General features: G+C 27.9%; 29 protein-coding genes and 1 tRNA gene. 5 read left to right on the top strand and 25 right to left on the bottom strand.

Translation table 11 applies throughout. The features are described from left to right. Position 1: 1 nt before the first annotated feature. Together ACH5BF_RS00690 and ACH5BF_RS00685 are read right to left on the bottom strand one after the other, a co-directional pair. A complete protein-coding gene (locus ACH5BF_RS00690; protein WP_423272046.1) occupies positions 2–1,663 on the bottom strand; it encodes a sensor histidine kinase in 1,662 nt (553 codons plus the stop codon). Positions 1,664–1,828: 165 nt separating this feature from the next. Beyond that, positions 1,829–1,905, bottom strand: a tRNA-Met gene (locus ACH5BF_RS00685). A 99-nt stretch (positions 1,906–2,004) separates the two neighbouring features. On the opposite strand from ACH5BF_RS00685, the gene ACH5BF_RS00680 reads away from it, so the two are divergent. After that, positions 2,005–2,292 (top strand): peptidylprolyl isomerase, encoded by a 288-nt coding sequence (locus ACH5BF_RS00680; protein ID WP_423272045.1) that lies wholly within the window; start codon positions 2,005–2,007, stop codon positions 2,290–2,292. Positions 2,293–2,294: 2 nt separating this feature from the next. On the opposite strand, the gene ACH5BF_RS00675 is transcribed toward ACH5BF_RS00680, so the two are convergent. The 6 genes from ACH5BF_RS00675 to ACH5BF_RS00650 all read right to left on the bottom strand — a co-directional run bounded on the left by ACH5BF_RS00675 (position 2,295) and on the right by ACH5BF_RS00650 (position 7,455). Then, positions 2,295–2,729 (bottom strand): DUF2214 family protein, encoded by a 435-nt coding sequence (locus ACH5BF_RS00675; RefSeq protein ID WP_423272044.1) that lies wholly within the window; start codon positions 2,727–2,729, stop codon positions 2,295–2,297. A gap of 11 nt (positions 2,730–2,740) precedes the next feature. Continuing rightward, a complete protein-coding gene (locus ACH5BF_RS00670) occupies positions 2,741–3,835 on the bottom strand; it encodes a PQQ-dependent sugar dehydrogenase (RefSeq protein WP_423272043.1) in 1,095 nt (364 codons plus the stop codon). A gap of 14 nt (positions 3,836–3,849) precedes the next feature. Then, complete coding sequence (locus ACH5BF_RS00665; protein ID WP_423272042.1) at positions 3,850–5,085, bottom strand: DEAD/DEAH box helicase; 1,236 nt, start codon at positions 5,083–5,085, stop codon at positions 3,850–3,852. A 65-nt stretch (positions 5,086–5,150) separates the two neighbouring features. Beyond that, entirely contained in the window at positions 5,151–5,843 is a 693-nt protein-coding gene (locus ACH5BF_RS00660) for an alpha/beta fold hydrolase (protein WP_423272041.1), read from the bottom strand. Between the two features lie 58 nt (positions 5,844–5,901). Then, positions 5,902–6,657 (bottom strand): hypothetical protein, encoded by a 756-nt coding sequence (locus tag ACH5BF_RS00655; protein ID WP_423272040.1) that lies wholly within the window; start codon positions 6,655–6,657, stop codon positions 5,902–5,904. Between the two features lie 54 nt (positions 6,658–6,711). Beyond that, on the bottom strand, positions 6,712–7,455 hold the full coding sequence (locus tag ACH5BF_RS00650) for an SDR family NAD(P)-dependent oxidoreductase (protein ID WP_423272039.1): 744 nt from the start codon (positions 7,453–7,455) through the stop codon (positions 6,712–6,714). A 183-nt stretch (positions 7,456–7,638) separates the two neighbouring features. Between ACH5BF_RS00650 and ACH5BF_RS00645 the strand changes: the two genes are divergently transcribed. After that, positions 7,639–8,487 carry a YitT family protein gene (locus ACH5BF_RS00645; protein WP_423272038.1) on the top strand — a complete coding sequence of 283 codons (849 nt, stop codon included), beginning with the start codon at positions 7,639–7,641 and terminating at the stop codon, positions 8,485–8,487. Between the two features lie 60 nt (positions 8,488–8,547). Then, positions 8,548–8,937 (top strand): hypothetical protein, encoded by a 390-nt coding sequence (locus tag ACH5BF_RS00640; protein WP_423272037.1) that lies wholly within the window; start codon positions 8,548–8,550, stop codon positions 8,935–8,937. Positions 8,938–8,950: 13 nt separating this feature from the next. On the opposite strand, the gene ACH5BF_RS00635 is transcribed toward ACH5BF_RS00640, so the two are convergent. The 3 genes from ACH5BF_RS00635 to ACH5BF_RS00625 all read right to left on the bottom strand — a co-directional run bounded on the left by ACH5BF_RS00635 (position 8,951) and on the right by ACH5BF_RS00625 (position 11,031). After that, complete coding sequence (locus ACH5BF_RS00635; RefSeq protein ID WP_423272036.1) at positions 8,951–9,517, bottom strand: pentapeptide repeat-containing protein; 567 nt, start codon at positions 9,515–9,517, stop codon at positions 8,951–8,953. Positions 9,518–9,560: 43 nt separating this feature from the next. Beyond that, complete coding sequence (locus tag ACH5BF_RS00630) at positions 9,561–10,448, bottom strand: alpha/beta fold hydrolase (RefSeq protein WP_423272035.1); 888 nt, start codon at positions 10,446–10,448, stop codon at positions 9,561–9,563. A gap of 115 nt (positions 10,449–10,563) precedes the next feature. After that, positions 10,564–11,031 carry an HAD family hydrolase gene (locus ACH5BF_RS00625; protein WP_423272034.1) on the bottom strand — a complete coding sequence of 156 codons (468 nt, stop codon included), beginning with the start codon at positions 11,029–11,031 and terminating at the stop codon, positions 10,564–10,566. Positions 11,032–11,101: 70 nt separating this feature from the next. Between ACH5BF_RS00625 and ACH5BF_RS00620 the strand changes: the two genes are divergently transcribed. Continuing rightward, positions 11,102–11,944 (top strand): hypothetical protein, encoded by an 843-nt coding sequence (locus ACH5BF_RS00620; RefSeq protein WP_423272033.1) that lies wholly within the window; start codon positions 11,102–11,104, stop codon positions 11,942–11,944. A 2-nt stretch (positions 11,945–11,946) separates the two neighbouring features. Here the strand turns inward: ACH5BF_RS00620 and ACH5BF_RS00615 are convergent, their stop codons facing one another. The 5 genes from ACH5BF_RS00615 to ACH5BF_RS00595 form a co-directional block, all read right to left on the bottom strand. Then, positions 11,947–12,390 carry a VOC family protein gene (locus ACH5BF_RS00615; protein WP_423272032.1) on the bottom strand — a complete coding sequence of 148 codons (444 nt, stop codon included), beginning with the start codon at positions 12,388–12,390 and terminating at the stop codon, positions 11,947–11,949. A gap of 24 nt (positions 12,391–12,414) precedes the next feature. After that, complete coding sequence (locus tag ACH5BF_RS00610; protein ID WP_423272031.1) at positions 12,415–13,281, bottom strand: DMT family transporter; 867 nt, start codon at positions 13,279–13,281, stop codon at positions 12,415–12,417. After that, entirely contained in the window at positions 13,274–13,930 is a 657-nt protein-coding gene (locus tag ACH5BF_RS00605) for a 3'-5' exonuclease (protein ID WP_423272030.1), read from the bottom strand. Before ACH5BF_RS00605 ends, ACH5BF_RS00610 begins: the two co-directional genes overlap by 8 nt. Positions 13,931–14,084: 154 nt before the next feature. After that, positions 14,085–14,477 carry a NifB/NifX family molybdenum-iron cluster-binding protein gene (locus ACH5BF_RS00600; RefSeq protein WP_423272029.1) on the bottom strand — a complete coding sequence of 131 codons (393 nt, stop codon included), beginning with the start codon at positions 14,475–14,477 and terminating at the stop codon, positions 14,085–14,087. 18 nt (positions 14,478–14,495) lie between these two features. Further along, entirely contained in the window at positions 14,496–14,843 is a 348-nt protein-coding gene (locus tag ACH5BF_RS00595; protein ID WP_423272028.1) for a hypothetical protein, read from the bottom strand. A gap of 115 nt (positions 14,844–14,958) precedes the next feature. Between ACH5BF_RS00595 and ACH5BF_RS00590 the strand changes: the two genes are divergently transcribed. Beyond that, complete coding sequence (locus ACH5BF_RS00590) at positions 14,959–15,765, top strand: DnaJ domain-containing protein (RefSeq protein WP_423272027.1); 807 nt, start codon at positions 14,959–14,961, stop codon at positions 15,763–15,765. A gap of 23 nt (positions 15,766–15,788) precedes the next feature. Here the strand turns inward: ACH5BF_RS00590 and ACH5BF_RS00585 are convergent, their stop codons facing one another. From ACH5BF_RS00585 to ACH5BF_RS00545, 9 genes are all read right to left on the bottom strand, one after another. Further along, positions 15,789–16,172: a DUF3465 domain-containing protein gene (locus ACH5BF_RS00585; protein WP_423272026.1), complete on the bottom strand. Its 384-nt coding sequence runs from the start codon at positions 16,170–16,172 to the stop codon at positions 15,789–15,791. 38 nt (positions 16,173–16,210) lie between these two features. Next, positions 16,211–16,573 carry a RidA family protein gene (locus tag ACH5BF_RS00580; protein ID WP_423272025.1) on the bottom strand — a complete coding sequence of 121 codons (363 nt, stop codon included), beginning with the start codon at positions 16,571–16,573 and terminating at the stop codon, positions 16,211–16,213. 104 nt (positions 16,574–16,677) lie between these two features. Continuing rightward, positions 16,678–17,268: a pseudouridine synthase gene (locus ACH5BF_RS00575; RefSeq protein WP_423272024.1), complete on the bottom strand. Its 591-nt coding sequence runs from the start codon at positions 17,266–17,268 to the stop codon at positions 16,678–16,680. A gap of 404 nt (positions 17,269–17,672) precedes the next feature. Further along, entirely contained in the window at positions 17,673–18,245 is a 573-nt protein-coding gene (locus ACH5BF_RS00570) for a hypothetical protein (RefSeq protein WP_423272023.1), read from the bottom strand. 108 nt (positions 18,246–18,353) lie between these two features. Then, the gene (locus ACH5BF_RS00565) at positions 18,354–18,896 is read right to left on the bottom strand and encodes a hypothetical protein (RefSeq protein WP_423272022.1); all 543 of its coding nucleotides are present in this window, start codon (positions 18,894–18,896) and stop codon (positions 18,354–18,356) included. A gap of 132 nt (positions 18,897–19,028) precedes the next feature. Next, positions 19,029–20,564: a glutamine-hydrolyzing GMP synthase gene (gene guaA, locus ACH5BF_RS00560; RefSeq protein ID WP_423272021.1), complete on the bottom strand. Its 1,536-nt coding sequence runs from the start codon at positions 20,562–20,564 to the stop codon at positions 19,029–19,031. 158 nt (positions 20,565–20,722) lie between these two features. Next, positions 20,723–22,108 carry a sodium:proton antiporter NhaD gene (gene nhaD, locus ACH5BF_RS00555; protein ID WP_423272019.1) on the bottom strand — a complete coding sequence of 462 codons (1,386 nt, stop codon included), beginning with the start codon at positions 22,106–22,108 and terminating at the stop codon, positions 20,723–20,725. Next, complete coding sequence (gene nadB / locus ACH5BF_RS00550) at positions 22,108–23,559, bottom strand: L-aspartate oxidase (RefSeq protein ID WP_423272017.1); 1,452 nt, start codon at positions 23,557–23,559, stop codon at positions 22,108–22,110. The genes nhaD and nadB overlap by 1 nt, the downstream gene beginning before the upstream one ends. Further along, a complete protein-coding gene (locus tag ACH5BF_RS00545) occupies positions 23,559–23,687 on the bottom strand; it encodes a lipoprotein (RefSeq protein ID WP_423272016.1) in 129 nt (42 codons plus the stop codon). The genes nadB and ACH5BF_RS00545 overlap by 1 nt, the downstream gene beginning before the upstream one ends. Between the last annotated feature and the right edge of the window lie 67 nt (positions 23,688–23,754).

Here is a 23,754-nt window from a genome sequence, read left to right as displayed (position 1 = left end):
TCTAAACCTTTGGTAAAGAAATAGTAAAAATTGCTCCTTCTTTACCATTTCTTACAGTAAGTTCACCTTTAAAATGTTTTTCAACTATTGTTTTACTCATATATAAACCTAAACCTGTTCCTTTAAATTTATGTTTTGTTGTAAAATAAGGGTCAAATACTTTTACTATATTCTCAGGAGTAATTCCCCCTGCTCCATCTTCAATCATAATTTGAACAATATTCTCTTTTTCTACTAAATCGATTTTTATAAATCTCGTATTTTCAATTTTTCTTTGAACTATTGCGTCTTTTGCATTATTTAAGATATTGATAATAACCTGAGATAGTTCTTGCCCTACAATCTTTGAGTGAACTTCTTTGTCGTAATCTATATTTTTTATTATTTCAATATGATTATTTTTTAATGTAGCTGAGACAATTTTAATACTCTCATCAATTCTTTCTTGAATTAATACATTATCTTTAACTTTTTTCTCTTTTATAAAATCTTGGAAAGTATCTATTGTTTCTGATAAATATTTACAATTGTAAACGATTGTATCCATACTTTTAGGAATATCCTCATCTTTTAACATACCTAACTCTTGATTTAGTTTTATACCACTAGATACTGTAGAAATTGCACTTAAAGGTTGTCTCCATTGATGGGCAATATTTCCTATCATTTCACCCATTTGAGCCATTTTTGATTGTTCTAAAAGTTGTTTATCTTTTTCCATAATCTTCTTAAAACTCTCTTTTTGAATAACTCTTTTAAGGTTTTGTTGATAAAAAGTTAATACAGTAAGAGCAATCAATACTATAACCAGAATTTTTATAGTTTTATAGCTTTCATTTAATGCTCTTAATTCATGTCCTTGACTTATTATGGCAATAAAAGCTAACTGTTCTTTTTTTATATGATTAAATACAGGAATTGTAGTGATAATAACATCATCACTATCTAAAAACATTGTATTTGTCTTTTTACTATTAGCTTGTTCATATATAGTTTTTGATGTATTTTCAGAAGGTTTAATATCATAAATAGATCGTTTTGCTATCTCTTGAAGTTCAATCACAACTTCTTTATTATGTAAGAAGCCTTTATGATGGGCTTTTTTATAAACACTATTATTTTCTAAAAACTCTTTATCAAAGCTACTATCTTTTATGATTATATTACTTAAAACTCTGTAGTTGTGCATGATAAATGAAGTCATAAACTGCTCACTAAAAGTAATATCAATTAAACCTAAATATTTATTTTTTTTATCAAATATCGGAAATATAAAACTAAAACCTGAACTATTATTATCAATAACATAGGTATCTATAGGAACTCTATTTTTTTGGACATATTTATAAAGTTCAAACTCTTTGTTTACAAAAGAAGTACCTACAAAAAAATCTTTTTCATAAGAAATGATTTTAATACTTTTTAGAAAGTCTTTATTTAGTGTTTTTAAACGCTTATTTATTATTTGAGAAACTGAGTTTTGTATTTTAGTTTTTTCTTCTTGAGTGTTTTTATCAAAAGATTTAAGTCTATTATCTAAATTTGTTAATTCTAAAATCCCTGAAAATATAACATTTGCAAGTTGTTTTTGTTGATTATAGATGTTTTTGTATGCATTTGTATAAACTTGCTCTACATCTTTTAAGTATTTTTTATTATTCATACTCTCTTTATAACTTACAAAAACATAAGCTACCAAAGACAAAAATATAAAGATTATAAAAAATTTGATTTTCAATGCTGATTTTTTACTTTCTATAATTACACCCTCTTATAAAAATATAACGGCATTATAACATTAAATAGAAAATATTGAAAGTAAAATGATTGGTTGCGGGAACAGGATTTGAACCTGTGACCTTCGGGTTATGAGCCCGACGAGCTACCTAGCTGCTCTATCCCGCGAATTGAAGAGTCGAAGTATAGCCACTCAATCTTAAATGAAAATCAAATTTAACACTTTTATGTTAAAATTCTGAAACTATTTAAAAAAGGATAGAATAAATGTCAAAAGCTAGTGCAAGACATATTTTAGTAAACACAGATAAATTAGCTAAAAAATTAAAAAAAGAGATAATCTCAAATGATATTACATTTGAAAAAGCAGCAAAAAAATTCTCAAAATGTCCATCAGGAAAAAGAGGTGGTAATTTAGGTACGTTTAGTAAAGGCGAAATGGTAAGAGATTTTGATAATGTAATTTTTGCAAAAGATGCTCAAATAAATAGAATCCAAGGTCCTATAAAAACTCAGTTTGGATTCCATTTAATTGAAATATTAGCTAAATACTAAATCTAGTTAATAGCTTTTCCAGCTGCAACTAAAACTGCAACCATAGGTATTAAAATTAAAAATAGTAGTTGAACCCTTTGAAACATAATAATTTTCTTAGGAACAACAACTATTTCATCACTTGTATTTTTGTTTTTAAGATAATACATAGTTGGTACAATAGAAAATAAAGCCATCAGTACAAACATAGTAAGTTTTACATGAAAAAGTGGATTTGAACTATAAAAACTTGCTTCTTTACCAACTCCTAACCATAATAAAAGACCTGTTACTAAAACAACAACTGCACTTAATCCATAAAAAATATCTGTTCTACAAACATTTTTAAAATTAGCATTTGTAACATCTCCTCTTAAAAGTAAATGTTGATAAGTTAAAGTACCAGTTAAAAATATAATTCCAATAAAGTGAAAATATCTAACAATTAAATCTTCCAATAAAAATCCTTCTAAAATTTTGGTTTTAAAAGCAGTATTTTACCACTATCTGTGCAAATGTAGATTAAACCATCAGGAGATTGAACAATATTTCTTATTCTCTGTGCTAAATTTTCTAAAACTCTACTCTCTTTTACTATATTGTTATCTTGATTTAAAGTTAAAATATTTATATGTGTTAGCTTTAAAGAACCAGCTAAAAGTTTACCTTTTAGCTCTTTATACACATCTCCATCATAAACAATCAAAGAACTAGGAGCTATTGAAGGAACATAATATTTTTTTGGTTGAAGCATTCCTTTTTTATGTGTACCTTCGCCAACAGCCATTGGTGACCAATACTCTTTTCCATATGAAATCACAGGCCATCCATAATTTGCACCTTTTAAAATCATATTAACCTCATCACCACCTCTAGGACCATGTTCAATTGCCCATAAGATATCTTTTTTCTTATCATAGAAAATGCCTTGTGGATTTCTATGTCCATATGAATATATCTCTTTTAAAGCTTTTTTCTTATTTATAAAAGGATTATCTTCAGGTATCGTACCATCTAAATTTAGTCTAATTATGCTCCCAGCATGATTTAAAAGATTTTGAGCATTATCTCGCTCTCCTCTATCTCCAATAGAAAAGAATAGATGTCCTTTTTCATCAAAAGTTATTCTACTTCCAAAATGTCTTGTAGTTGATGTAGCTGATTTTGTTACAAGTAGTTCTTCATAGTCAAAAAAACTATTGCCATCTAATTTAACTCTTGCAAGTGTTGTAACTCCTTGGGATTTTACACTCTTTACAAAAGTTAAATAAATCCAAGAGTCTTCTTTATAATTTGGAGAGATTTTTATATCAAGCAAACCACCTTGCCCTCTATACATTACTTTTGGTGGATTTTTAACTTCTTCTAACTCTTTGTTTTTTAAATTTAAAATAAAAACTTTTCCATCTTTTTGAGTTAAAATAGCTGTTTTTTCATCTAAAAAGTCCATGCCCCAAATAACTCCTAAACCTGAAACTATCTCTTCAGTTTTATAAGAGCTATTTGCAAAAACTAATATATTTAATGAAATTAAAAGAAATAGAGTTTTAAATAAAACTTTCATAACAACTCCTTTATTTAGTTATTACTTGCTTTTCCTTGTTGTTCTCTTAATTTATCTTTTTTACTCTTTCTTTTACCTTTTACAGGTGCTTTTCCTTTTGGCTTTATAAACTCTCCTTCTAACTCAAATCCTTCTATAGTTTCAAGCCTTAAATCTATTTTTGAACGCTTTTGTATTAACTTAAAATGCTCATAATTATCCAAAGTCACAAAAGAAATAGCCACACCACTTTTACCGGCTCTTGCTGTTCTTCCTATTCTGTGTACATAATCAGCAGGTGATCTTGGTAAATCATAGTTTACAACACAATCAATATCATCTATATGTAAACCTCTTGAAGCAATATCTGATGAGAAAAGAATATTTATTTTTTTAGCTTTAAAATCTTCTAAAGTATAATTTCTCTCTTCTTGGTCTAAATGCCCATGAAAAGACTCTGCATTAAAACCATATTTTCTAAACTTATTTGCAATATTATCAGCAGCCTTATTATTTGCCATAAATACTAAAACTTTTTTATATTTATTTGTTTTAATCAACTCTCTTAATAAAGCCGACCTATTCTCTTTATTTACCTTAATAGCTCTTTGATTTATTAAATCAACAGTTTCATTCTCTTGTAAAATCACTTCTTTATAATCTTTACTGATTTTTGAGGCTATTTGTAAAATCTTTTTTGAGTATGTAGCTGAGAAAAGTAGGTTTTGTCTTAAAGGTGGAAGCTTTTCTAAAATTGATTCTAACTCTTCTGTAAATCCTAAATCAAGCATTTTATCTGCTTCGTCAAGTACAAACTTCTCTATTTTTTCAAAACTTATTTGATTTTTTCTAAAAATATCTAAAAGTCTTCCAGCTGTTGCTACAACAATATCACAACCTTTTTGTACATCCAAAAGCTGTTGTGAAATCTCTTCTCCTCCAATAATTGTAACTATCCTAGGTTTTTTATTAAAATACTTAGATAAATCATTTAAATTACTTGTAACTTGTAAAGCAAGTTCTCTTGTAGGAGCTAAAATAAGAACTCTTAATTTTGCTTTTCCTTCATATGGATTATTTACCCAATCATTTAAAATAGGTAGAGTAAAACTTGCTGTTTTACCTGTACCAGTTTGTGCTTTAGCTAAAACATCATGACCTTGTAAAACTAAAGGTATTACTTCTTTTTGAATTTGTGTAGGTTCTTTGTAGTTACTATCTTCTAATGCTTTATCAAATAAAGAAGATAAGTTAAATTGAGAAAATGCCATATATGATTATCCTTTTAAATCTATATGGCATTTTAGAGTTTTTTTCCTTTAATATACTCTTTTATCTATTTTTTCATCCATTTTTCAATAAGTTCGCATAAATCTTCTGGAACTTCTAAAGGAATATTATGACTTGTCCCTTCTCTACAGATAACTTTCATTTTATGCTCTACTGTATCTAATCTATGAATAGAGTTTTGATTTAATAGTCTGTCATCTTTACTGTAGAAAAACCAAATAGGAATATCTAAATGAGTTAAATCCTCAAATAAATCTTTTCTATAAAAAGTTGAAGTAAGCTGAGATACAAAAGTCTCTTTTCCTAAATCTAAAAACATATCTTGAATTATTTTTATAAGCTCTTCATCTTCTTGCTTTTCTACTAAAGATTTTGCTTTTTCATAAGTTAGTCCTTGAAAGCCTTCTTTTTCTATTACTACAAACTTCTCTTTTCTTCGCTCAATTTCTGCTTCTGTTGAAGCTCCTGGAGTTGCTGCTACTGTGAAAAGTTTATTTACTCTATTTGGATAAGTAATTGCAAAATATGAAGCTATATACCCTCCAAGAGAAAAGCCTAAAAGATTTACTTTTTCTTCTTTAAACTGCTCAAACAATATATCAATAATCTCATCAAAGTCTTCACTATGAGGAATAGGAGTATGTACTATTTCATATTTTTCTTCTAGTAAAGGTTTTATTCTACTCCATAACCTCTCATCAGTCATAAGACCAGGTATCATATAAATTTTTTCTTTCATAACTATCCTATACTTTTTAATATTTATAATGTTTTATCAAAATATTATTAAAAAAATTTTAATTTGATTTTTTTTGTTTATTTACATCTAATAATTCAAGTATATTTGGAGTATTTCTTTTTATTACTTGATTTACAGATGATGTATATTCTTCTTTTTGAGTTTCATGGTAATCTTTTAAAGTTTTAAAAGTTGATACTACTTTTTCATAAATCTTACGTTCACTTGTGCTTAATTCTTGTTCTAATTGGCCTTCAAAATATTTTATTTTATTTTCAATAAACTTTGTTAAATCTTTATCATAAATTCTTTGAAAATCAAAATTCTTATCATCAATATATTCATCCCATGCTACTACATCACTTACATTTGTAGAGCCCGTTAATAAACCTATTAGTTTAACAGCTTCTTTACCATCAGACATATCTTTTATCATATTAAACACTGATTTATTAAAAGTTTCATCTTCACTTATCATAGATGTAGTCATTAGAGAGTTGGCTTTTAAACTTGCACTTATCAAAGAGGCTTTGATATATTCTTCCCCCTCTTTATCTTTTTCAATAATTAGCTCTTTCATCTTTTTTACTTGATCATAAGATAAACTCATTATCTCTTCATCTGAGATGTATTTATTTTTTACAATGGAAAAAAACAAATCCTTTTCATTATCTGTTAAGTTAGTTACATCAAGCTCTTCAAGCATTTCAAGAAATTCTGATTTAGTTGTTTCTTCTCTATATGGTTTTAATATGTAGATATTTTTAGCATCAGTATCTTTTATATTTTGAACTTTAATTTTATCTATTATCATTATAAAACCTTTAAAAATATAATTTTATAACTATACTATTATTAAATTAAATTCTTACTGACAAGTATATCCACCATCAACAGAAACTAATGAACCAGTCATAAAACTATTTTCATCTGATAATAAATAACAAGCCATATTTGCTACTTCTTCTGGTTTTGCTATTCGCTGAATTGGTTGTGCTTCTTCTAAAAGTTTCATAACCTCATCATTTTGCATACTAGTTAAAGATTTAAATCTATCAACAGCTTTATGTAAAAGTGGAGTATCAATAGTTCCAGGGCATATACAATTTACTTTTATGTTGTAAGGTGCATAGTCTATTGCAGTACTTTTCGTAAGCTGAGCAATAGCACCTTTTGTAAGACCATAAACAGAACTTTTACCTTTTCCTACAAAAGATTGATCTGATCCCATAAGTAAAATCTTTCCTTCATTTTGCTCTTTCATCACAGGAATTACTTCTTTTAATATATAATAAACACCTTTGATATTTACATCAAGAACTTTTTCAAACTCTTCTATAGAAGTCTCTTCAATATTGGCAAAAAGATGAATACCTGCATTTGCAAAAAGTAAATCAACTCTTTTTTCTATTTCCATTACTTTAGCAACTGAATTTTTTACAGAACTATAATCACTTACATCACATTTAATAAAATTAATATTTTCATGTTGAGTTTCAAGAATATCAAGATTATAAACAATTGCATTTTGCAAAACTAACTTCTTAGCTGTAGCTTCACCAATACCAGTAGAAGCTCCTGTAATAATAACAACCTTATTAGAAAAATCCATTATATTTCCTATTAATATTTAATTAATTATAAAATTACATAGTGTAGCATTTTAACTTTTACAAACCTTTTAATTTATAACTAACTTTAATTACTTATATTTACTTTATTTAAATTTCATATAAGTAATCTATTTATTACATAAAAGTTGCTATATTACGATTATAAAAAAACTAGGAATACGATGAATAAACTTCTACAAAACAAAGAGCTTAAAGACTATTTATTAATTACTTTAGCTTCATTTATTTTGGCTATTGGTGTAGTTGGATTTTTTACTCCAAATATGATTATTACTGGTGGAACTGCTGGACTTTCACTTCTTTTACACTATATAACACCACTTAGTATTGGTACATTACTAGTTGCAGTTAATCTACCTTTATTAATTGTGGGATGGAAATATTTAGGAAAAGTTTTTGCATTCAAAACTATTTTTACAATTGCAATTATTTCTTTGTTTATTGATTTTCTTGATAAAATCATAAATTTGAAAGCTTTTGTAATAGACCCTGTATTAGGTTCAATATTTGGAGGAATCTTAATCGGTATAGGTCTTGCTTTAGTAATAAAAGCAAATGCTAGTGCCGGAGGTTCGACTATTATTGCTAGAATAGTTGCTTCAAAAAGTGAAATAAAACCTTCAACTGTTATTTTAGTAATTGACTCACTTATAATCTTTTCTTCTTTACTAATCTTTGATGATTCATCAAGAGTTCTTTATAGTATCGTAAGTATTTATGTTACTACAAAGATAATTGATACAATTTTAACAGGTAGATTAAATAAAAAGGTTGTATATCTAGTTACAAATGAGACGGAAAAGTTAAGAAAAATTATTACTGATGAATTAGGACCTGAAGGAACTATCATCTCAGGTGATGGGTTATATGAGGGCCAAGAAAAAAGAATGATTCTATTAGTTGTTGAAGTTGGTAAACTTCAAGCTTTAAGACAAATGGTAAAACAAAATGACCCTCAAGGTTTTTTGATTATTACAGAAGCAACTGAAATGCTTGGAAGAGGTCATTAAGACCTCTTTTAAAATTAATTTCTATTTAGATAAAATCCATTAAAAAATAGGAATCCTAACTTGAACAAACCAAAAATAATATTTCCAATAACACTTATTGCCATAATCTGCACATATCTATTTATATTTGGAGAAAGCAAAACCTTAGAAATAATCAAAAAAGAATATCTTTTTATATGTGCCATAATACCTTTAGTATTAGTTTATTTATTTTTCAAAATTAAACTAAAAACTTATGAGACAATTGATTTTAATAAAAATAGCAACTTATCTTTTAAATCAGCTGTTATATTTTTTCTAATATTTCAAGTGGTTGACTATATAAGTGAAGGTAGTTTTGAAGGAATGATTTCTTTATGGTTTTTATATTGGATTATGGGAATTATAGCCCTACTTTTAATAGAAAATATAAATCTATTTAGAAACTATAAATTAGTATACAAAAAATAAATTATTTTAGAAGCTATTTGATTTTAATAGGAAGCAAAGATAAAAAGCTCAAAGCTTCAGGAAGTGAAAATACTGCATTTTCTATATCATTTTGTTTTGGGTCAATCAAATAGTTTCTTGATGTTTCAAAGTTTGCTTTTTTTAAATTGTTTTTATAAAAAGTTGTAAGTTCTAAATCGCAATCATCAAATACAGCTCTTTCAAGATTACACTCTTCAAATCCACTATCTTTTATAAGAGTCTCTTTAAACTTCATACTTCTTAAATCTAACATATGAAAAGAGTTTTGAGAGATATTGCATGATTGAAAAGAAACATCAAAAGGCTCATCACATGAACTCCATGAGATACCAATAAGCTTTGATTTTTCAAAAATCACATCATTAAAAGTAGATGATTTTAAGGTACTTAAAGATAAATCACAATTTATAAATGAACACTCTGTAAACTTACATCCATAAATCATACTTTTAGTAAAATCACACTTTATAAAAGTACAATTATCAAAATATATTTTATGAAACTTATCTTCTTTTAATTCTAAAAACTCTTCTTCCCAGTAATCATTTGTTTTAAACATGCAAATCTTTTTAATTTGGATTTTAACATATTTTCAAAAAACTCTATTTAAAAAAGTTTCTAAACTCTTCTATTACTTGAGGAGATGACTCTTCTGCTAAGAAATGTCCACAATCTAAACTCTTGCCTTCAACATTTGAAGCATACTGTTTCCATACATCTAAAACATCATAAGTCTTTTCTATAAAGCCTTGCTCTCCCCATAAAACTAATAAAGGTACATCAATTTTAACAGATAAATCTTTTTCATCATCTTCTAAATCAATAGTTGCAGCAGCTCTATAATCTTCACAAGTTGCATGTATATCTTCATAAGTTTTAAAGCATCTTATATACTCATCAACTGCTTCTTTTTTGAAAGTTGAGTTATTTGAACTCCATCTGAAAAGTTTTTCCATTAAATAGTATTTAGGATTTCCACCTATCATATTTTCAGGTAAATCATTTGGTTGAATTAAGAAATACCAATGATAATACCCAGTAGCAAAACTTTGATTAGTATTTTTAAACATATGATAAGTTGGAACAATATCAAGAACACAAGCCTTTTCAATCATAGAAGGATAATCTTTTATCATTCTATGTAAAACCCTTGCACCTCTGTCATGTCCAGCAGCAAAGAACTTATCATATCCTAAGTGCTTCATCAATGTTATAATATCTTTACTCATGTTTTTTTTACTATAAAGTACATGTTTAACATCTTTAGAACTTGGTTTTGAACTATCGCCATAACCTCTTAAATCAGGACATACAATATGATAATTAAGATTAAGTTCATTTGCAATATGATGCCACATCACATGAGTTTGAGGAAAACCATGAAGTAAAATTAAAGGTTTTTTTCCATAATTATCATTGTGCCTAAAGTTTATAACTATATCTTTTTCTACTTCTAATTTTTCAAGTTTAAAATTTTTTTCAAATAACATGTGACTTTCTTTATAGTTTATTATTAATGATTAGAAGTTAAAACTTCACCTTTTATATAACACTTGAAAATTATATAAAAGGATTGTAGCAATAAAATAGTAATTAGTTATGTTTCTAATTTCTTAGTGTAGCGATCAACCTTTTTTCATCTTTTAAATAAGCAAAAACATCAAAAATTGACTTCACTAAAATATCTGAATGTAAGAGTGTTTGTGTACATAAGCCCTCATTTTGGAGAATAGCAATCCCCAAAATGCTATGTTTTAACATTAAAGTATCATTTCTTCCATTTCCTACACTTAAAGTATTTTTCTCACCAAGTTTTTTTATAAAATCTAGTTTACTTTTATCTTGTGTATCTTTTGGAATTTTTATAACTTCACATTTTGTACCTTCAAGTTCTCTTTGAACACTTCCATATGTATCAGCAGTTATAACATAAAAATTAAAGTCTTTTGAAAGTTCATTTATTGTCTCTTTTACATTTTCTATTACTTTTCCATCAATTGCAATTGTACCATTGTAATCAAAAACGATATTCTTTATTTCTATTTCACCTAAAGATGGAATATTAACTTTCATATATCTTCCTTAATATAAGACTTTTATTGTCCTATTTGTTTTTTTATTTAAAAAGAGTATACTTAATATTATGAAAAAGTTATATTTAATAATTTGCGTTTTATTTTTAAGTTGCAATTATATTTATGCTTTTACATGGGATGATTGTGTTGATAAATACAATAAAGCCAAACAGTTTAGTGATAATATCCGATTATCATATCTGTATTTAAAATCAACAAAAAGTTGTTTGATAAAATTTAAAACTATTTTGATACAAAATCCAGACCCAGATTTCACTGTAGAAGCAATGAATGATAATATTTCTATGCTTGATAGAAATATAAAAAACTTAATACCTAAATATATATACCCAAAAAATAGTTTAACTGATATTCCAAAATATATAAATCTAAATAGTGACAATCCCCTAAAAAACAAAGACTATAACTACTTTAAGAAGTTTAAAAACTGTAATGGTGTTCACGCAAACAACAAAATATATACTGCAAAACATTGCAATATAAAAGATTCAAAAAACTTACAATTTGATTTAAACTATTTAGAAACAAATAAAAATTCAGATTTAAAAATAGCTAGACTAAATTTAAATAAAAAAGGTATTTTTAAATACTACTCAATGTCTAAAGAAGGTATGTTTTATAATACTTTACTAAAAGAGAAAGAGTGTGCATTTTATGAAGCAAAAAATACTCCTGCTGGATTAAATATCACATTTGATTTAGCTGATATAGAAAAAAAAGTAGAAATAAGAAGTAATTGTTTGGCAATTCCATCAAATAGTGGTGGTGGGGTTTTTCAAGATGGAAAACTTGTAGCAATTATCTCAAAAACAGTATTTAATGAAAATAGATTTTTATATAGTGTTGTAGAACCTATTATTCCAAACAATGAAATAATAGCTTCTAAATAAAATTAATTCCAAGATTGAATTTCTATAATATTTCCTTCAATATCTCTTAGGTATGTAAACTTTAACATTCCAACACCTTCAATTTTGTTTTCAATAACTTCACCTAATTTTGTAGCTCCATTATCTAAAGCTTTTTGCATAGTTGCATCAACATCTTCTACTTCAAATGCAATATGCGTAAACCCAATATGATTTGCCATAATAGGGTTAGTATCAACAAACTCTTCATAACTAAAGATTTCTAATGTTGGGGCATTTTTCTCAAATCCAGGCAGAGTTAAATGCACTCCCATTTGTCTTGCATTTTTTATACCTATTGCTTTATCAAGCCATTCACCTCTTAAATCTCTTTGAGGTGGTTTAATTTTACATTCAAAAACATTTATATAAAAATCTGCTAAACTCTTCCAATCTCTAGCAGCTATATTTGTATGAGCGAATCTCATTTGTATCCTTTTTTTAAATTTATTCTATTTTTTACTTACTAATATTCCACCTATTACAATAAGTGAAATACCTATAAAAGTATATATATCAGGTAAAGAGTCTCCTAAAATAACCCCAAAGCCAATAGCGAAAGGGATATTTGAATAACTTACAACACCTATAATACTTGCTTTACTTAAACTATATGCTCTTGTCAAAAACCATTGAGAAGCAGTTGATATAATAGCCATAAATACAATCAAAGACCAAATTATCGGGTCTGTATGAATTTGAAAATGAACATATGGTGTAAAAAAGAAAAGTCCTAAAGGTATCAAAACCCCTATTCCCATAAAAGAAAGCATTATAAGTCTAGCATCATAAATCTCTTTTATTTTCTTTATTGTTGCATAAGCAGCTGCTGCAAAAAAACCACCTAGCACACCTAAAATATGTTCAAATGAAACTTCAATTCCAAAAGGCTTCATTATAAATACTATTCCTAAAAAACCAACAATTAATGCAAAAAAAGTTCTAAGATTAATTGTTTCTTTCATTAAATAATATGCAAGTATTGTTACAAAAAATGGTGAAGTTTTATTTAAAACGACTGCTTCTCCTAAAGGAATTGTTGCTATTGTATAAAAGAACAAAACCATAGCTAAAGCACCAAAGACACCTCTTAATATCAATAAATGAACCTTAGAAGTATCAAAAGCAACTCTAACTTTATTTAAACTATAAAGTATTATTAAAACCCCTAATAAGTTTCTATAAAAAACTATTTCAATGGGATCCATACTTTGAGATAAAAGCTTTGCAACAGCTCCATTAAGTGCTCCAATTAAAGCACTTAAAAGCATGAAAAGTACACCTTTATCTATATTTTTAAGAAAAGAAATATTATTCATATTTAGCTTTAAAAAACTCTGGCATAATTTCTAAAGTAAAAGGGTAATCCTTTAAAAGTCTTTCTAAAACATCAAAAATTACAGTTGCATCTTCTGCTGCATATTTGATTTGAGAGCTACTTAAATCTTTTATTTCCCAATTTGATTTAGAGATTTTTTTCGATTTTTGCAGATTTCTATCAAGTATTATCAAGGCCGCTTTTTTTGCACCTAATTGATTTTTTGAAGACAAGGCTTTAAATACATTTTCAAGATCAATTGTAGCTCTTAATTTTAGTCTAAATTGTCTAAAAAGTGCTTCTTTGTCACCTCTTAATCCACTTCCAACTTTTATAATATTTTCATTTTCCAAAATAGAAATAAGTGGTTTTAAATTCTTAATCTGTTTTGTTTGAATAATATAACATTTTGTTTTTGTTGCAAGTTGAATAATCGAAATACCATGAGAACTCTCACCCTTTCTAAAAGTAGGTCTTTGTTCACTATCAAAAGCCACTAAAGAAGCATCTTTTATATTCTCAACCGCTTCTTGTAAATGACTTGATGTATTTACAATCTCAACTGTTCTATCTCCTACACTATAAGCTTGAATATTTGAATCAATCTCAATATTATGTGCATTTTCTATTAAGCTAAAAAGCTTTATCATTGACTTTAAAGCAGGAGAGCAGTTTTCAATAATATTTTCTAAACTATTTTGTAACTCTATTTCAAAATTTTCATTTGCAACTTTTTTTATTAAATTTAATCTATCTTTATTAAATAAGGCATTTACTATTTCGATTTTAAACTCCTATTTAAAACTAGACAAATTTTGAAGAAAGTTCATTTAGAATCTTTGCTGCTTCAAAAGAGTCACCATTATATTTAACGATTTTAATACCTTCACTTGTAAATGACCTAGCAGTATTTTTACAAGCGGTTTTCACTACAATATAATCACACTCTTTTAAAACTCTACCCATTTTATTGTGTTGTTCTATATGATCAGCATCATCAGAAGAATGGTCACAAGCATGGTGTTCTTCTGGGTTTTCATGGTCTATATCATTTCTTGGGTTTTGTTTTATTTCTTCTAAGTTAAAAGACCTAAACATTCCAGCCCCTGCCATTGTATATACAGCAAACTTTGGAGTGTGTCCTGCATTTGTAAAAAAGTTTAAATTTTCATCTTTAACTGGAATTGCTATTTTCATTTCTAATCCTTTTTAGTTTTATTCACCATTTAAAACAGACATTACAGTAGCCCTGCTTGTCTTTAATTCAAATGTAATTTTTGATATATTTATATCACCGTTTTCAGTATAATACTCTTCATCATCTAGCATTTTTAAAATGGCATCTTTTTTTTCAAGAATATCTTGTGAAGTTGACCTTTTTTGAAAAGTAAAATCCTCTTCTGTCATACTTTCTAAAGCTTCTAAATCTCTTTTTATCGTAGGAACTGTAACTTTTAACTCTTTAGCTAATTCCTTTGGGTCATCAATACCATTTAAAAGTAAATCTCTTAAAGCTATTCTTCTTGTTTTGATTTTTCTTCTTCGATGATATGAGATTTTCATTATATAAATTTTCCGTAAGTTTTATTTCGTATTATATCATCAAAATAGAATGGTAAAGTTTAAAGAAATAAGCTAAAAAAGATATAATTTTACAAATTTAAAAACGGATGGATGAATGAACTTAAAAAAATGGATATTTATAGCAATACTTTTAGTAATATTTTACTATGCCTTTATTGTTAACTTTTTTATTACTCTTTCAATTATTGCTTCTTTATATATTGCTTTTAAAGTATATAAATTTTACGCTAGAAAAAAACTAAATAAACTATCAGCTTCTAAAGAACTGTTTAGACAGAGTGAATTAGGCCATTTTATAGCATTAGTTGCAAAAGTTGCAAAAGCTGATGGTAGAGTAGATGAACTTGAAGCACAACTAATAAGTATGATGTTTGATGATATTACAAAAGTTTTTGATGAAAAAGAAAAAACTAGAGCTATTATGAAAGAGATTTTCAATGAAGAAAAACAAAAAGATGATGATACTCAACAAATAGCACAATCACTAAATCAACTTTTAGGTCGTGGTTTACACAAAAGAAAACAGTTTGTAGGTTTTTTAATTCAACTAGCTTTTATAGATAATGGAATAAGCGAAGATGAAGATAAAGTTCTTAGAATTATCACAAAAGAACTTGGTATTTCAAGTGAAATATATGAATCAATCATAAGAAACTTTGAAAACAAAATGAAAAACAAGCAAGAGACTATGAGTGAAAAAGAGGCTTATAAGATTTTAGGTGTAAATGAAAATGACGATATGAATACTATAAAAAAAGCATATAGAAAATTAATAAGAGAATACCATCCAGATATCATAAGTTCACAAGATAAAGATGAAGCATACATAGAAGAAGCAACAGCTAAAACCCAAGAGATAAATCAAGCTTATCAAGTAATCAAAGATTTAAAAGGAAAATAGACTTTTCCTTTTAATACTTAAATTTATTTATACACTCTATTTTTATGTTTAATCCAACCTGTAACATGTCTACCTCTTGGGTCATGATGTGTCCAGTGAATTACCCCACCTTTTCTATTCCACTCATACTCACCAAAAAACTCAACTCTATCACCAATATTTAAGTTACTAACTCTAGGTGATAAATCAATATTATGAGCAACTAAAACAGTTAGAGAATTGTTTATTTTTAAAATAAACCTTTGATGTTTTATTCCTTTAGTATCATCTCTTAAAACCTTTACAACCTTACCATGTCCTTGAACTTGAAGGTCGCTTATTTTATTTGAATAAGCTTTCTGAATATCAAGATTACTTGCAAATAGAAATGTAAATGTTGACAGTAAAATAAATAATATCTTTTTCATATTTTTCCTTTTTTAATTTTGTATAAGATTTAAAAATACTATAAAAACTTCTCTCCTGCTGCAACAGTAAAAGTCATCTCTACTAATAAATCTGGGTCAACTAATTCAGCTTTTACGCAAGCTCTACTTGGAGCACAACCTTCTGGAAACCATTCATCCCAAACTTCATTTAAACCATCAAGATTTGAAAAATCAGTTATATATATAGTAACAGCTAAAACTCTAGACTTGTCACTATCTACAGTAGCTAAACTTGCTTCTGCTTGTTCAAATATTTGTTTTGTTTGACCTTTTATATCTGCTTTTGTATCACCCTCTGCTATTTCTGTAAATGTAGCAATACCATTAAATACTGTTGCATCTGACCATCTTTTTGAGGGATTTATTCTATGAATCTTCATTTGAATCCTTTTAAATATATCTGTATTTATTAAAAAAGATTCTATCTAATAAAAGGTTTAAGTATACTACAAAACTAAATAAAATATAAGTTTATAACTTACACTTATTTTTTTAGTGCATCATCTAAGTTGTCTAAAGCTATAACTTCACTAGGAAGTAAATTTTCAATATGTATATCTCCTATACGAACTCTAACCAATCTTAATGTAGGAAAACCAACTGCTGCTGTCATCTTTCTTACTTGACGAAATTTTCCTTCAGTTATAGTAATAGACAGCCATGAAGTTGGTCCATGCTTTGATTTTCGTATATTTCGACCACGAGAAGGAAGTGATGGTTCATCTTCTATTTTAAAAGCTTTACAAGGAAGTGTTTTATAAACTTTCCCATTTGTACTTATCTCAACACCTTTTTGTAACATAGATATTGACTCATCATTAATCAAACCATCCACTTGAACATAGTACTCTTTTTCAATACTTTTATCTCTCACTTTGTAACTAGTCATACCATCTGTTGTAAGTAAAAGTAAGCCTTCGGAGTCCATATCCAATCTACCAATAGCCATAGTATCCTCAGGGAAATCATAATGGTCACCAAGTAAAGTCTTACTCTTTTTTGGCTTTGGTTTAAACTGGCTTACACAACCATAAGGCTTGAACATTTTGAAGTGATGGTGGATTTGAGATGTCATTAAGTATAACCTATTTTAAGATGTGTGATTTTAACAATTTTTTTATAAAAGTAAAAATTAATTTTAAATAAAGAAACAAAAGAAACAAGTTTAGATGAGTTAATAAATGAACTTTAAACTTATAACCACTCCACAATTTGTAAAATCTGTTAAAAAACTTTCTAAAAATATCAACAAATAAAAATGAAAACTTAATTGATTTAAATTAAGACTTGCAGACTCATTTATTCCTACTGGTAAAAGTAAAGATTTTTAATTTACTATAAAAAATAGAAGATAAAATCTATCTTTTAGAAATTTACTCTAAAACAGAATTGGAAAATATTGATAATTCCAAAATCATTGAGATATTGAAGGATAATGATTTGTAAAAGTTGAAAGTAAACATCTGCCCCATAATTCTTTTAATAATCCTTTATTTCAATAATTAATACATCTAAACCTAAATCCTTGTTAGAAAATCTATATTCATATGTTGAAATATCAATAGGAAATTCTTTTAAATTTTCTTCATAAACTTCAATTAATTTTTCTTTTGACATAGACTTTAAAGGATATTTATCTTTTATATATTTAGGGTTTAAAGAAGAATTAGAAATTGGATTTGATTTATTAAAAAAATGTATAATATACTTTTTACACTTGTCCAATTCTTTTATCTTTAAAGTCGTTTTTATTTGTTCTGAAGCCTTTTTTGAAGAAAACTTACTAGATGAATAATCTGTAGATAAAGTACATTTAAACTCAATTGCCATTAACTCTTTACCATTATTAAATGCTAACATATCAATTTCATGATTAGCAACTCTTTTATCCATTACATAAGAATAGTTTTCATCTAAATTCTCAAAACACATTCCTAAAAAAGATTTAAGTACTTTTTCAACATTTCCATTCATTAATAAATATTTAACTGAATAATTTTCAAATATATTTTCAATTTTTTTTAAAGAATTAATAATTATTTTATTAGTCATTATATTTTCCTTTTTAAATTATTGTAACATATTAATTTAATAAATAAAATATTTTATATTTAAACTAAAAAAAGTAAAATCATTTATAAAAAATAAATACTAAGTTCATTATTTAAGTACTTTACTTACTCTTATTATTTCTTCTTCTTTCATATTAGATATAATATTCTCAATAACATCATCTGTAAATGAAAATTTATCTTTATAGTGTTTATAGTATAAATCTAATTCATTATCAACTTGAGTTGACTTGTCTATAAATTCAGAAAAAAAGTTTAACATTTCTTTTTGTCCAGTTTCAGTAAAAAACTTTTGTATATTTTCTTTAAAATATTTATGAACTAAATAATTTCTTGTGTTTAATACCTTAGACAAATCTTCTTCTAAACTATTAGGAAAATTATATTCAATCTTTATCTCTTGTATTAATTTACCCATAGTTTTTTTTGAACTAGAAGATATTTCTTTATCAATATCCTCTAAAGATGTAAGAGTTTTATTATAAGTACGATGAAGTAATAACATATTAGAAAAGGTTTCTTCTAAGCATTGACTTTTATATATGGCAAGTCCAAAATATGCATAAATTAATTTATGTTTGCCATTATCATCTTCATTTAAATACTCTTCAATTGCTATTTCATAAATCATAAACTACTCTTTGTGTAAACTATAAATTTTGTCGGAAGTTGGTGTAGATTTTAAAGAAGGCGAACAAAGGCGTACTAAAGTACGTCGAAGTTCGTATTCTTTGAAAGATGCGCCGAAATTACGGCAAAAATATTATTCCCACTCGATAGTTGCAGGAGGCTTAGAAGAAATATCATAAACAACTCTATTGATTCCATCAACTTCGTTGATGATTCTTCTTGAGATTGTTTCTAATACATCATGAGGGATATGAGCAAATGTAGCAGTCATACCATCAGTTGCTTCTACGATTCTAACACAAACAGTGTTATCGTAAGTTCTGTTATCACCCATAACACCTACAGATTTTACATTTAGAAGTACTGTAAATGCTTGCCATGTTTTGTCGTATAATCCAGTTGCATGTAATACATCTAACATAATAGTATCAGCTTTTCTTAAAAGCTCTAAGTCAGGCTTATTTACATCTCCCATAACTCTAATAGCTAATCCTGGTCCAGGGAAAGGATGTCTACCAATCATATCTTTTGGAAGTCCTAACTCTAATCCTAAAGCTCTTACTTCATCTTTAAAGATTTCTCTTAATGGCTCGATTAACTCAAAAGTCATCCAATCAGGTAATCCACCTACATTGTGGTGAGATTTGATAGTCTTAGATGGTCCTTTTACAGAAACTGATTCAATAACGTCAGTATATAAAGTACCTTGAGCTAAGAACTCAATACCATCGTGTTTTTTAGCTTCAATATCAAATACTTCGATAAATGTTTCACCGATGATTTTTCTTTTTGTTTCAGGGTCAGTAACACCTGCAAGTCTTTCTAAGAAAGTTTCAGAAGCATCAACAGTAATTAAATCAACACCTCTCATTTTGAACATAGCTTCAACTTGTTCTCTTTCATTTGCTCTTAATAAACCATTATCAACAAATACAGGTACTAATTGGTCTCCAATAGCTTCTGCTAATAATGTAGCAACAACAGATGAGTCAACCCCACCAGATACACCACATAATACTTTTTTACTTCCTACTGTGTCTTGAATCTTTTGAATTTGCTCTTTAGCAAATGAACCCATATTCCAAGTAGACTCACAACCACAAATGTGTTTTGCAAAGTTTTTAAGAAGTTTAGAACCCTCTTCTGAGTGGTATACTTCTGGGTGGAATTGGAATGCATAAATTAATCTATCCATGTCAGCAATTGCTGCGTAAGGAGAGTTTTCAGATGTAGCGATTTTTTCAAATCCTGCAGGAATGTTTTCAACTCTATCTCCGTGAGACATCCATACGATTTGTCCATCAGTTGTATCTTTGAAAATTTCAGACTCTTTTTCAAATTTTAACTTAGCTTTTCCATACTCATGATGATCAGCTGGGATTACTGAACCACCAAAGTGTTGAGAGATTAATTGCATACCATAACAAATACCTAGAATTGGAAGTCCAAGTTCAAATACTGTTGCATCTGGGTGATATGAATCTTCTGCATATACTGAAGCTGGTCCACCAGAAAGGATGATTCCTTTAGGAGTTCTTGCCATAATATCTTCGATACTCTCGCTATAAGGTACTATCTCAGAATATACACCAGATTCTCTAAGCTTTCTAGCGATGATTTGTGTATATTGACTACCAAAATCTAAAACTACTATTGGTACATGTTTCATATTTTTATATCCTCTATGTGATTAAATAAAATCATTAATAAGAGCGGATTATATCCAAAAAGTTGTAAAAGTATAGTTAAGTGAATTTTTAAAGCAAAAAAAAAGCTACCAAGATAAAATCTTGATAGCCTTTTAAAAAGTTTAGAAGTAGGACTAAATTAAGCACCTATTCCTAAGATTTGGAATTGAATATACCATACTAAACAAGATACGATGTATCCTACTAAAATAGTCCAAGCATATTTCATATGTGCACCGAATGTGTAAATTCCGTGTAATTTACCCATTACCCCAACACCTGCTGCAGAACCAAATGAAATTAAAGAACCACCAACACCAGCTGTTAATACAACTAGCATCCATTGTGAGTGATCCATTGGTGGGTTTGCTTTTAATACAGCAGACATTACAGGGATGTTATCTACGATAGCAGATAAGAATCCTACACCGATATTAGACCAAGTTGGACCTAATACATTTGGATCATATACAACTGCTGCTAACGCTAACCAACCAATAAAGTATAAAGCACCAACTGCTGCTAAGATACCAAAGAAGAACATTAATGTATTATTTTCAATTTTTGCAATTGAATGGAAAATATTAAAGTGTTCAGAACCGTATTTCTTTTTTAATCCATAAGAGTAAACTTTTAAAACAGCAAGACCGAACATCATACCCCACATTGCTGGTAAGTGTAACACTTGGTGAGATAATACAGCTGTTGCAATTGTAAAGATACCTAATACCATTACAACTTTAGCACCCTCAGCCATCTCTGGTTTCTTTTCATTTTCTGCATCAAAAAATGGTACTTCTTCTGGTACAAATCTTGATAAGATAAACGCCGTGATTAAGTAACCAAGTAAAGCTGCTGGTAATAAGAATAAGAAGTCTGCAAAAGTACCTTTTCCAGCTGTCCATGCCATAAGTGTAGTAATATCACCAAATGGAGACCATGCACCCCCTGCATTAGCCGCAACAACGATATTAATTGCACCAGGAACTAAGAAGTCTTTTCTCTCTCTTTCAATAGTGATTAAAACAGTAGCTAAGATTAGAGCTGTTGTTAAGTTATCAGCGATTGGTGAAAGGAAAAATGCGATAAAACCAGTTACCCAAAATAGTTTTCGGTATGTATACCCTTTAGTTACAAGATTGTATTTAAGTCTATCAAACACCCCCATGTGAATTAAAGACTCAATATATGTCATTGCAACAAATAAGAAGAAGAAAATACCTGCAATCTCTAAGATTAAGTGATTCACTTCATTGTGTAATAACCCGATATCTAAACCGTTTAACGCATAATAAATAGCAATTAAAATAAACATAAATGTACCAATAAATAAAGCAGGTTTTGCCTTATCAATTTCGTACTTCTCTTCAGCAGCTACAAAATAATAACCTACTGCAAAGATAAATAAACATGCAAATCCAACCCATGTCATTGTTAGATCTGGTGTTTCTGCTGTACTAGTTGCACCACCTGCAGCAAACAATGCTACTGATGATAAAAGTAAAGTCAGTAAAACTTTCAACATTAATTCTCCTTGATATAGTGTGCTCCAAGAGATTTCTCTCTATTTAAAGCAGATGTTAAAATAGATTTTGCCGTAAGCAACCTTAAAAAAAGCAGTCTACCTACATCCTGCTGTAGATATTTTTCAACCTGTGCTAGGGTTTCTTTTATTTTTTTAGGGTTTCTTACAATTGATGCACTATCCCACATCGATTTTCGTAAACAATTCTTGATTTCTTTATCAATAGTCTTGTTTCTTGTATAAGATTTTATATCTTTCGTATAATTTTTATATGATATTTTAAAATTATTTTTTAATGAATCCTCAACAGCAATTGATGAAAATACAACACCTTCAAGTAAAGAATTTGAAGCTAATCTATTTGCACCATGCACCCCCGTACAAGCTGCCTCACCAATAGCATAAAGATTTTTCATTCCCTTAACTTTTGCATCCAGTGTTGTCTCAATACCACCCATACTATAATGGAAAGCAGGGGAAATTGGCACTTTATCATAAGGTAAATCATAACCTAACTCTTTTAAATTTGCACAAATATTTGGGAACCTTTTTCTAAAAGCTTCTTTTTCAAAATTTTCAAAAGAAAGATATATTTTAGAACCAGTCTTTTTATGATAATCAAAGATTGATCTACTTACAACATCTCTTGGAGCCAATTCTCCATCTTTATGATAAGTAAATAAAAATCTATTTCCTTGTTCATCAACTATAAAAGCACCCTCACCTCTCAATGCTTCACTTAAAAGTGGTTTTCTAGCGAAATGTGTTCCTTTTACAACTGTTGGATGAAATTGCATCATTTCCATATCTTTTAAAGAAAGACCTTTTTCTAAAATAATACCTTGAATCTCTCCTGCAATTGCCGTTGAGTTTGTATGGTATCTATAAATAGAACCTACTCCACCACTTGCAATAATTGTATTATTTGCATAAGCTACTTTTTGTTCAGTTTCACTAACAAAGTATTGAACTCCATAACAAATACCATCTTCAATCAGTAAATCATTTACCACAGTATTGTTTACTATTTCATGTTTACATTGACTAAGTAAAAATGCATGAATCATTCTACCAGTTGCATCACCATCTGCATGTAAAATTCTACTTCTACTATGAGCAGCCTCTTTCGTATAAGCTAATTCGCCTTTTGCATTTAAGTCAAATTGTAAACCTGCATTTATAAGACTTTTTACAGCCTCTTGTGATTTTTTACTTAAAAGTTCTACTGCATTTTTGTCATTGTGATTTACACCTGCTGTAAGAGTATCTTGAATATGGTCTTTAATATCATCATCATTTACAGCACTTGCTATACCACCTTGAGCCCAATAAGTGTTACAATCAATTGGCTCTTTTTTACATAGAATTAGTACTTTTTTATCTTCTGGAATTAATCTAGCTGCATTTAAACCAGCAATTCCACTCCCTATAATTATATAATCATATACCATTAGTTTTTTTCTTCTTTTAAATTCTGAGTTTTAACTTCATCTTTTACATAAATTGGATCACCTTTATATCCACATCCATTAAAAGATAATATAAATCCTGCTATAATAAAGTAAATTAAATATTTCATATTTTTTTGTTACATCCTGTGTACAATATAATTTGCTTAATGCTACTAAAGAAATACTAATAAAAAC

It is taken from the genome of Arcobacter pernae (genome assembly GCF_049472135.1).
Classification (GTDB): Bacteria; Campylobacterota; Campylobacteria; order Campylobacterales; family Arcobacteraceae; genus Arcobacter_B.
Note: the sequence above shows the minus strand (reverse complement) of the source record. Positions and strands in the feature narration are given on the sequence as shown.

What these genes read in the sequence shown, in the direction of transcription:
- ACH5BF_RS00585 (WP_423272026.1), bottom strand. Translation starts at nt 16,172, where the DNA reads ATGAAAAAGATATTATTTATTTTACTGTCAACATTTACATTTCTATTT.
- guaA (WP_423272021.1), bottom strand. Translation starts at nt 20,564, where the DNA reads ATGAAACATGTACCAATAGTAGTTTTAGATTTTGGTAGTCAATATACA.
- ACH5BF_RS00600 (WP_423272029.1), bottom strand. Translation starts at nt 14,477, where the DNA reads ATGAAAATAGCAATTCCAGTTAAAGATGAAAATTTAAACTTTTTTACA.
- ACH5BF_RS00595 (WP_423272028.1), bottom strand. Translation starts at nt 14,843, where the DNA reads ATGAAAATCTCATATCATCGAAGAAGAAAAATCAAAACAAGAAGAATA.
- ACH5BF_RS00590 (WP_423272027.1), top strand. Translation starts at nt 14,959, where the DNA reads ATGAACTTAAAAAAATGGATATTTATAGCAATACTTTTAGTAATATTT.
- ACH5BF_RS00620 (WP_423272033.1), top strand. Translation starts at nt 11,102, where the DNA reads ATGAAAAAGTTATATTTAATAATTTGCGTTTTATTTTTAAGTTGCAAT.
- nhaD (WP_423272019.1), bottom strand. Translation starts at nt 22,108, where the DNA reads ATGTTGAAAGTTTTACTGACTTTACTTTTATCATCAGTAGCATTGTTT.
- nadB (WP_423272017.1), bottom strand. Translation starts at nt 23,559, where the DNA reads ATGGTATATGATTATATAATTATAGGGAGTGGAATTGCTGGTTTAAAT.
- ACH5BF_RS00630 (WP_423272035.1), bottom strand. Translation starts at nt 10,448, where the DNA reads ATGTTATTTGAAAAAAATTTTAAACTTGAAAAATTAGAAGTAGAAAAA.
- ACH5BF_RS00635 (WP_423272036.1), bottom strand. Translation starts at nt 9,517, where the DNA reads ATGTTTAAAACAAATGATTACTGGGAAGAAGAGTTTTTAGAATTAAAA.
- ACH5BF_RS00655 (WP_423272040.1), bottom strand. Translation starts at nt 6,657, where the DNA reads ATGATAATAGATAAAATTAAAGTTCAAAATATAAAAGATACTGATGCT.
- ACH5BF_RS00665 (WP_423272042.1), bottom strand. Translation starts at nt 5,085, where the DNA reads ATGGCATTTTCTCAATTTAACTTATCTTCTTTATTTGATAAAGCATTA.
- ACH5BF_RS00690 (WP_423272046.1), bottom strand. Translation starts at nt 1,663, where the DNA reads ATGAATAATAAAAAATACTTAAAAGATGTAGAGCAAGTTTATACAAAT.
- ACH5BF_RS00670 (WP_423272043.1), bottom strand. Translation starts at nt 3,835, where the DNA reads ATGAAAGTTTTATTTAAAACTCTATTTCTTTTAATTTCATTAAATATA.
- ACH5BF_RS00565 (WP_423272022.1), bottom strand. Translation starts at nt 18,896, where the DNA reads ATGATTTATGAAATAGCAATTGAAGAGTATTTAAATGAAGATGATAAT.
- ACH5BF_RS00615 (WP_423272032.1), bottom strand. Translation starts at nt 12,390, where the DNA reads ATGAGATTCGCTCATACAAATATAGCTGCTAGAGATTGGAAGAGTTTA.
- ACH5BF_RS00645 (WP_423272038.1), top strand. Translation starts at nt 7,639, where the DNA reads ATGAATAAACTTCTACAAAACAAAGAGCTTAAAGACTATTTATTAATT.
- ACH5BF_RS00605 (WP_423272030.1), bottom strand. Translation starts at nt 13,930, where the DNA reads ATGATAAAGCTTTTTAGCTTAATAGAAAATGCACATAATATTGAGATT.
- ACH5BF_RS00570 (WP_423272023.1), bottom strand. Translation starts at nt 18,245, where the DNA reads ATGACTAATAAAATAATTATTAATTCTTTAAAAAAAATTGAAAATATA.
- ACH5BF_RS00580 (WP_423272025.1), bottom strand. Translation starts at nt 16,573, where the DNA reads ATGAAGATTCATAGAATAAATCCCTCAAAAAGATGGTCAGATGCAACA.
- ACH5BF_RS00660 (WP_423272041.1), bottom strand. Translation starts at nt 5,843, where the DNA reads ATGAAAGAAAAAATTTATATGATACCTGGTCTTATGACTGATGAGAGG.
- ACH5BF_RS00610 (WP_423272031.1), bottom strand. Translation starts at nt 13,281, where the DNA reads ATGAATAATATTTCTTTTCTTAAAAATATAGATAAAGGTGTACTTTTC.
- ACH5BF_RS00680 (WP_423272045.1), top strand. Translation starts at nt 2,005, where the DNA reads ATGTCAAAAGCTAGTGCAAGACATATTTTAGTAAACACAGATAAATTA.
- ACH5BF_RS00545 (WP_423272016.1), bottom strand. Translation starts at nt 23,687, where the DNA reads ATGAAATATTTAATTTACTTTATTATAGCAGGATTTATATTATCTTTT.
- ACH5BF_RS00650 (WP_423272039.1), bottom strand. Translation starts at nt 7,455, where the DNA reads ATGGATTTTTCTAATAAGGTTGTTATTATTACAGGAGCTTCTACTGGT.
- ACH5BF_RS00625 (WP_423272034.1), bottom strand. Translation starts at nt 11,031, where the DNA reads ATGAAAGTTAATATTCCATCTTTAGGTGAAATAGAAATAAAGAATATC.
- ACH5BF_RS00575 (WP_423272024.1), bottom strand. Translation starts at nt 17,268, where the DNA reads ATGACATCTCAAATCCACCATCACTTCAAAATGTTCAAGCCTTATGGT.